The organism is Streptomyces anandii JCM 4720, from assembly GCF_014650655.1.
Classification (GTDB): domain Bacteria; phylum Actinomycetota; class Actinomycetes; order Streptomycetales; family Streptomycetaceae; genus Streptomyces; species Streptomyces anandii.
In genome coordinates, this window is record NZ_BMVJ01000007.1 from 278875 (window position 1) to 285429 (window position 6555).

7 protein-coding genes are annotated in these 6555 nt (G+C 69.0%); 5 read left to right on the forward strand and 2 right to left on the reverse strand.

Features of this window, described 5'->3' with window-relative positions; genetic code table 11:
* The 5 genes from IE249_RS37415 to IE249_RS15695 form a co-directional block, all read left to right on the forward strand.
* Nucleotides 1–693 (forward strand): F0F1 ATP synthase subunit alpha (locus tag IE249_RS37415; RefSeq protein WP_506366863.1); only part of this gene is annotated, 693 nt, incomplete at its 5' end.
* A 21-nt stretch (nt 694–714) separates the two neighbouring features.
* Nucleotides 715–1632 carry a F0F1 ATP synthase subunit gamma gene (locus IE249_RS15680; protein ID WP_189705427.1) on the forward strand — a complete coding sequence of 306 codons (918 nt, stop codon included), beginning with the start codon at nt 715–717 and terminating at the stop codon, nt 1630–1632.
* On the forward strand, nt 1633–3069 hold the full coding sequence (atpD, locus tag IE249_RS15685; RefSeq protein ID WP_189705428.1) for a F0F1 ATP synthase subunit beta: 1437 nt from the start codon (nt 1633–1635) through the stop codon (nt 3067–3069). It abuts the gene before it with no gap.
* 110 nt (nt 3070–3179) lie between these two features.
* Nucleotides 3180–3557 carry a F0F1 ATP synthase subunit epsilon gene (locus IE249_RS15690; RefSeq protein ID WP_189705429.1) on the forward strand — a complete coding sequence of 126 codons (378 nt, stop codon included), beginning with the start codon at nt 3180–3182 and terminating at the stop codon, nt 3555–3557.
* A gap of 130 nt (nt 3558–3687) precedes the next feature.
* Nucleotides 3688–4134, forward strand: coding sequence for a DUF2550 domain-containing protein (locus tag IE249_RS15695; protein ID WP_189705430.1), 447 nt, complete (start codon nt 3688–3690; stop codon nt 4132–4134).
* Between the two features lie 76 nt (nt 4135–4210).
* Here IE249_RS15695 and IE249_RS15700 read toward each other — a convergent pair whose 3' ends face one another.
* Both IE249_RS15700 and IE249_RS15705 read right to left on the reverse strand, forming a co-directional pair.
* Complete coding sequence (locus tag IE249_RS15700) at nt 4211–4456, reverse strand: hypothetical protein (protein ID WP_189705431.1); 246 nt, start codon at nt 4454–4456, stop codon at nt 4211–4213.
* Between the two features lie 238 nt (nt 4457–4694).
* A complete protein-coding gene (locus IE249_RS15705) occupies nt 4695–6524 on the reverse strand; it encodes a glycoside hydrolase family 18 chitinase (protein ID WP_189705432.1) in 1830 nt (609 codons plus the stop codon).
* Nucleotides 6525–6555 lie beyond the last annotated feature (31 nt).

A 6555-nucleotide genomic window follows, 5' to 3' on the forward strand; every position in this document is an offset into this window, starting at 1 on the left:
GACGTCTTCTACCTGCACTCCCGGCTGCTGGAGCGCTGCGCGAAGCTGTCCGACGAGATGGGCAAGGGCTCGATGACCGGTCTGCCGATCGTCGAGACCAAGGCCAACGACGTCTCGGCGTTCATCCCGACCAACGTCATCTCCATCACCGACGGCCAGTGCTTCCTGGAGTCGGACCTGTTCAACGCCGGTCAGCGCCCCGCGCTGAACGTCGGTATCTCCGTCTCCCGAGTCGGCGGTTCCGCCCAGCACAAGGCGATGAAGCAGGTCTCCGGCCGCCTCCGCGTCGACCTCGCCCAGTTCCGCGAGCTGGAGGCGTTCGCCGCCTTCGGTTCCGACCTGGACGCCGCCTCCAAGGCCCAGCTGGAGCGCGGTCAGCGCATGGTCGAGCTGCTGAAGCAGGACCAGTACCAGCCGATGGCCACCGAGGACCAGGTCGTCTCCGTGTGGGCCGGCACCACCGGCAAGATGGACGACGTCCCGGTCGCCGACATCCGCCGCTTCGAGAAGGAGCTGCTCGAGTACCTGCACCGCAAGGAGCAGGGCCTCATGACCTCCATCAAGGAGGGCGGCAAGATGTCCGACGACACCCTGCAGGCCGTGGCCGAGGCGATCGCGGAGTTCAAGAAGCAGTTCGAGACCGGCGACGGCAAGCTGCTCGGCGAGGACACCCCGGCCGCCGCCGCCAAGTGACGTAAGGAAGGGACCTGACTCATGGGAGCCCAGCTCCGGGTCTACAAGCGTCGCATCCGATCCGTCACCGCGACCAAGAAGATCACCAAGGCGATGGAGATGATCGCCGCCTCGCGCGTCGTCAAGGCGCAGCGCAAGGTGGCGGCCTCCACGCCGTACGCGCAGGAACTGACCCGCGCGGTCACGGCGGTCGGCACCGGTTCGAACACCAAGCACCCGCTGACCACGGAGGCGGACAACCCGACCCGTGCCGCGGTCCTGCTCCTCACGAGCGACCGCGGTCTGGCCGGCGCCTTCAACTCCAACGCCATCAAGGCCGCGGAGCAGCTGACCGCGCGCCTGGAGCGCGAGGGCAGGCAGGTCGACACGTACATCGTCGGCCGGCGCGGTGTGGCCCACTACAACTTCCGTGAGCGCAAGATCGCGGAATCCTGGACGGGCTTCACCGACGAGCCCTCGTACGCGGACGCCAAGCAGGTCGCGGCGCCCCTGATCGAGGCCATCGAGAAGGAGACGGCGGACGGCGGCGTGGACGAACTCCACATCGTCTACACCGAGTTCGTCTCGATGATGACGCAGACGGCGATCGACTCCCGGCTGCTCCCGCTGCGCCTCGACGAGGTCGCCGCGGAGACCGCGCCCAAGGGCGAGATCCTGCCGCTGTACGACTTCGAGCCCTCGGCGGAGGACGTCCTGGACGCCCTGCTGCCGCGCTATGTGGAGAGCCGCATCTACAACGCGCTGCTCCAGTCGGCCGCTTCGAAGCACGCCGCCACGCGGCGCGCGATGAAGTCGGCCACCGACAACGCGGGCGAGCTGATCAACACGCTCTCCCGTCTTGCCAACGCGGCCCGCCAGGCCGAAATCACCCAGGAAATCAGCGAGATCGTCGGTGGCGCCAGTGCCCTGGCCGACGCGACCGCGGGGAGTGACCGATAAATGACCACCACTGTTGAGACCGCGACGGCTACGGGCCGCGTCGCCCGGGTCATCGGCCCGGTCGTCGACGTGGAGTTCCCCGTCGACGCGATGCCGGACATCTACAACGCCCTGCACGTCGAGGTCGCCGACCCGGCGAACGAGGGCGAGAAGAAGACGCTGACCCTGGAGGTCGCCCAGCACCTGGGTGACGGCCTGGTCCGCACCATCTCCATGCAGCCCACCGACGGTCTGGTCCGCCAGGCCGCGGTGACGGACACCGGCGCGTCCATCTCCGTCCCGGTCGGCGACTTCACCAAGGGCAAGGTGTTCAACACCCTCGGTGAGGTGCTGAACGTCGACGAGACCTACGACGGCGAGCGCTGGCCGATCCACCGCAAGGCGCCGAACTTCGACGAGCTCGAGTCGAAGACCGAGATGTTCGAGACCGGCGTCAAGGTCATCGACCTGCTGACCCCGTACGTCAAGGGCGGCAAGATCGGTCTGTTCGGCGGCGCCGGCGTCGGCAAGACGGTGCTCATCCAGGAGATGATCTACCGTGTCGCCAACAACCACGACGGCGTCTCCGTGTTCGCCGGTGTCGGTGAGCGCACCCGTGAGGGCAACGACCTGATCGAGGAGATGTCCGACTCGGGCGTCATCGACAAGACCGCGCTGGTCTTCGGTCAGATGGACGAGCCCCCGGGCACCCGTCTGCGCGTCGCGCTGGCCGGCCTGACCATGGCCGAGTACTTCCGTGACGTCCAGAAGCAGGACGTGCTGTTCTTCATCGACAACATCTTCCGCTTCACGCAGGCCGGTTCCGAGGTCTCCACCCTGCTCGGCCGCATGCCGTCCGCGGTGGGCTACCAGCCGAACCTGGCCGACGAGATGGGTCTCCTCCAGGAGCGCATCACCTCGACCCGCGGTCACTCGATCACCTCGATGCAGGCGATCTACGTCCCCGCGGACGACCTGACCGACCCGGCCCCGGCCACCACCTTCGCCCACCTCGACGCGACGACGGTTCTTTCCCGTCCGATCTCGGAGAAGGGCATCTACCCGGCCGTGGACCCCCTGGACTCCACGTCCCGGATCCTGGACCCGCGCTACATCTCGGCGGACCACTACAACGCGGCCATGCGCGTGAAGAACATCCTGCAGAAGTACAAGGACCTGCAGGACATCATCGCGATCCTCGGTATCGACGAGCTCGGCGAGGAGGACAAGCTCGTCGTCCACCGTGCCCGTCGCGTGGAGCGCTTCCTGTCCCAGAACACCCACGTGGCCAAGCAGTTCACCGGTGTGGACGGCTCGGACGTGCCGCTCGACGAGTCGATCGCCGCGTTCAACTCGATCTGCGACGGCGAGTACGACCACTTCCCCGAGCAGGCGTTCTTCATGTGCGGTGGTCTCGAGGACCTGAAGAAGAACGCGAAGGAGCTGGGCGTCTCCTGAGCCCTGTGCTCGGCTGAGGGGGCGGGCGCGTCCCGCCCCCTCTCCCACGCCCACTAGACTTGTATCCAACACCCGGTGACCCCACCGGGTGGTGACCCGAGGAGCCACTCTTGGCTGCTGAGCTGCACGTCGAGCTGGTCGCGGCCGACCGGAAGGTCTGGTCCGGCGAGGCCACCCTGGTCGTCGCGCGCACCACGTCCGGCGACATCGGCGTCATGCCCGGTCACCAGCCGCTGCTCGGTGTGCTGGAGTCGGGCCCGGTGACCATCCGTACGAGTGAAGGTGCGACGGTCATCGCCGCGGTGCACGGCGGTTTCATCTCGTTCGCGGACGACAAGCTGTCGCTGCTGGCCGAGATCGCCGAGCTCTCGGACGAGATCGACGTCCAGCGCGCGGAGCGGGCGCTCGAGCGAGCCAAGGCGGCGGCCGACGCCTCCGCCGAGCGCCGCGCGGACGTGCGACTGCGTGCGGTGACGGCGGTGCGCTGAACGCGCCGCGCGATGTGATGACGTCACTCAGCCGCGGCCGGTACCGGATTGCTCCGGTACCGGCCGCGGCTGAGGTGAATGTGGGTGTTTTTTCCGTTCCATTACCTAGGAGACGAGGAGGTCGGTGCCGATGGTCCTCGCTCTGACTGTGTGCGGGCTCGTGGTCTTGCTCGTGGTGGTGGGACTCTTCGTGTTCGGTCTGCGGCGCAGGCTGATCCAGCGCTCGGGCGGCACCTTCGACTGCAGCCTGCGCTGGGACGTGCCGGAGAAGACCGACACCAGCGGCAAGGGCTGGAGCTACGGCGTGGCCCGCTACAACGGCGACCGCGTCGAGTGGTACCGCGTCTTCTCCTACGCCTACCGCCCGCGCCGGACCCTGGAGCGCGCCTCCATCGAGGTGGCCGGCCGTCGGCTGCCCGAGGGCGAGGAGGAACTCGCCCTGCTGTCGGACGCGGTGATCCTCGCCTGTCTGCACCGGGGCACGCGCCTGGAACTCGCGATGAGCGAGGACGCGCTGACCGGTTTCCTCGCCTGGCTGGAGGCGGCCCCGCCCGGACAACGGGTGAACGTCGCGTAGAGCGGCGTTCGGGGCCCCGTTGGACGGGGGCCCGGCAGCGGACTGCTGGGAGAGGGTCAGAGTGGCCTGACTCCGGTCACCCCTCCTCACCGGCCCTGGTGGCCGAGGGGCACACCTGGCCGTGGTATCCGGCGGGCGCCGGTTCGTGGCCGACCACGACCGTGCGGTGTTCCAGGGCGACGTTCACCGTGACGTTGGCGGAGCCGGCGGCCAGGAAGGCCGCAGCGGCAGCCCCGGTGAACGCGCCGACGGCCCTGGCCCGCTGCCTTCTGACGCGACGGGCCGTCTTCCGCCTGGACGTCCTGCTGGGCCTCCGCTTCATGGTTTCCCCCGTGTGAGAAGTTCTGTCTTCCGTCGTTCCCGTGCTGTCCCTCCATGTTTCCGCCCGTGTGCCGCAGGTGCGCCCGCCATCAGGCCCGCCGGGGGCACCGAAGGTCCCGGCCACGCGTACGCGGGGGGCGCGCGGGGTGCGTGAGAAAGCGCCGCGGACGACCCGTACTCCGGGGCCGCCCGCGGCGCGGGGGTGCTGCGAAGGGGCTCGGTTCAGCCCCCGGCGGGGCTCAGCCGAGGCCGCTGTCGATGGCGCTCACGAGCTCGCCGTTGCTGGTGTCACCGCTGAACTCCCAGAAGAACGCGCCGCCCAGACCCTGGGACTTGGCCCAGCTCATCTTGGTGGCGATGGTGGCGGGAGTGTCGTAGGACCACCAGTTGCTGCCGCAGTGGGCGTAGGCCGTGCCGGCGATCGTGCCGGTGACCGGGCAGGAGCCCTTGAGGACCTTGTAGTCCTCGATGCCCTGCTCGTAGGTGCCGGCCGCCGGGCCCGTGGCCGTGCCGCCCGGGGCGTCCTGGGTGACGCCGGTCCAGCCGCGGCCGTAGAAGCCGATGCCGAGGAGCAGCTTGTTCGCCGGCACGCCGACCGCCTTGTACTTGGCGATCGCGTCGGCCGTGGTGAAGCCGGCCTTCGGGATGCCGCTGTAGGAGGTCAGCGGGGAGTGCGGGGCGGTGGGGCCCTGCGCGTCCCAGGCGCCGAAGAAGTCGTACGTCATCACGTTGTACCAGTTGATGTACTGCGCGGCGCCCGCGTAGTCGGCGGCCTCGATCTTGCCGCCGGCCGAGCCGTCGGCGGTGACCGCGGCGGTGACCAGGGCGGAGGAGCCGAACTTGGCACGCAGCGCGCTCATCACGTTCTTGAACGCGGCGGCCCCGCTGGTGTCGCAGCTCAGGCCGCAGGCGTTCGGGTACTCCCAGTCGATGTCGATGCCGTCGAAGACATCGGCCCAGCGCGGGTCGTGCACCAGGTCGTAGCAGGACTGGGCGAAGGCGGCCGGGTTCTTGGCCGCGTCGCCGAACCCGCCGGACCAGGTCCAGCCGCCGAAGGACCACAGCACCTTGATGTTCGGGTACTTGGCCTTCAGCTCGCGCAGCTGGTTGAAGTTGCCGCGCAGCGGCTGGTCCCAGGTGTCGGCGACACCGCTGACGGACTGGTCGGCGGTGAAGGCCTTGTCGTAGTCGGCGTAGGAGTCGCCGATCGCGCACTTGCCGCCGGTGACGTTGCCGAAGGCGTAGTTGATGTGCGTGATCTTGGACGCGGAGCCGGAGGTCACCAGGTTCTTGACGTTGTAGTTGCGGCCGTAGATGCCCCACTCGGTGAAGTAGCCGAGCCGGACCTTGTCGCCGGTGGGCGGGGGATTGGTGCCGCCTCCGGTGGTGTGCACGGCCACCGAGCCGCTGACCGGACCGGTCTGGTCGGCGGTGTCGCGGGCCTGGACGGTGTAGGAGTAGTCGGTGCCGGCGGTCAGGCCGGTGTCCGAGTACGAGGTGGTGGTGACGGTGGCGACCTTCTTGCCGTCACGCAGGACGTCGTAGTTCTTGACGCCCTTGTCGTCCGTGGCCGCGCTCCAGGACAGCTTCACCGAGGTGTCGGTGATGCCGGAGGCGGTGGGCGTACCGGGCGCGGACGGCGGGTTGTCGCCGGGGACGCTCGGGCCGCCGTCGCAGCTGCCGCCGTTGAGCGTGCAGTTGCTGGGCGAGCCCGGTCCTGAGCCGTTGAAGCCGAAGGACACGGAGGCGCCCGGCGCGATCGTGCCGTTGTAGGACTTGTTCTTGGCGGTCCAGTGGTTGCCGGCGGACGTCACGTCGGCGTCCCAGGCGGAGGTCACGGACGTGCCGGAGGGGAAGTCCCACTCCACCGTCCAGGAGCTGATGGCGGCGGAGCCGGTGTTCTTGACGGTCCACTGGCCGCCGAAGCCGGTGCCCCAGTCACTGGTCTTGGTGAACGTGGCGGTGGCGGTGCTCGCGGCCTGGGCGGGGGCCGCGGCGAGGCCGACCAGTCCGGCCAGGGGGAGCAACAGGGTCGCGAACCCTGCCGCGGCTCTGTGTCTGAAGCGCATGTTGCGCCCTCCCTTGTCAGGGTTGGGTTGA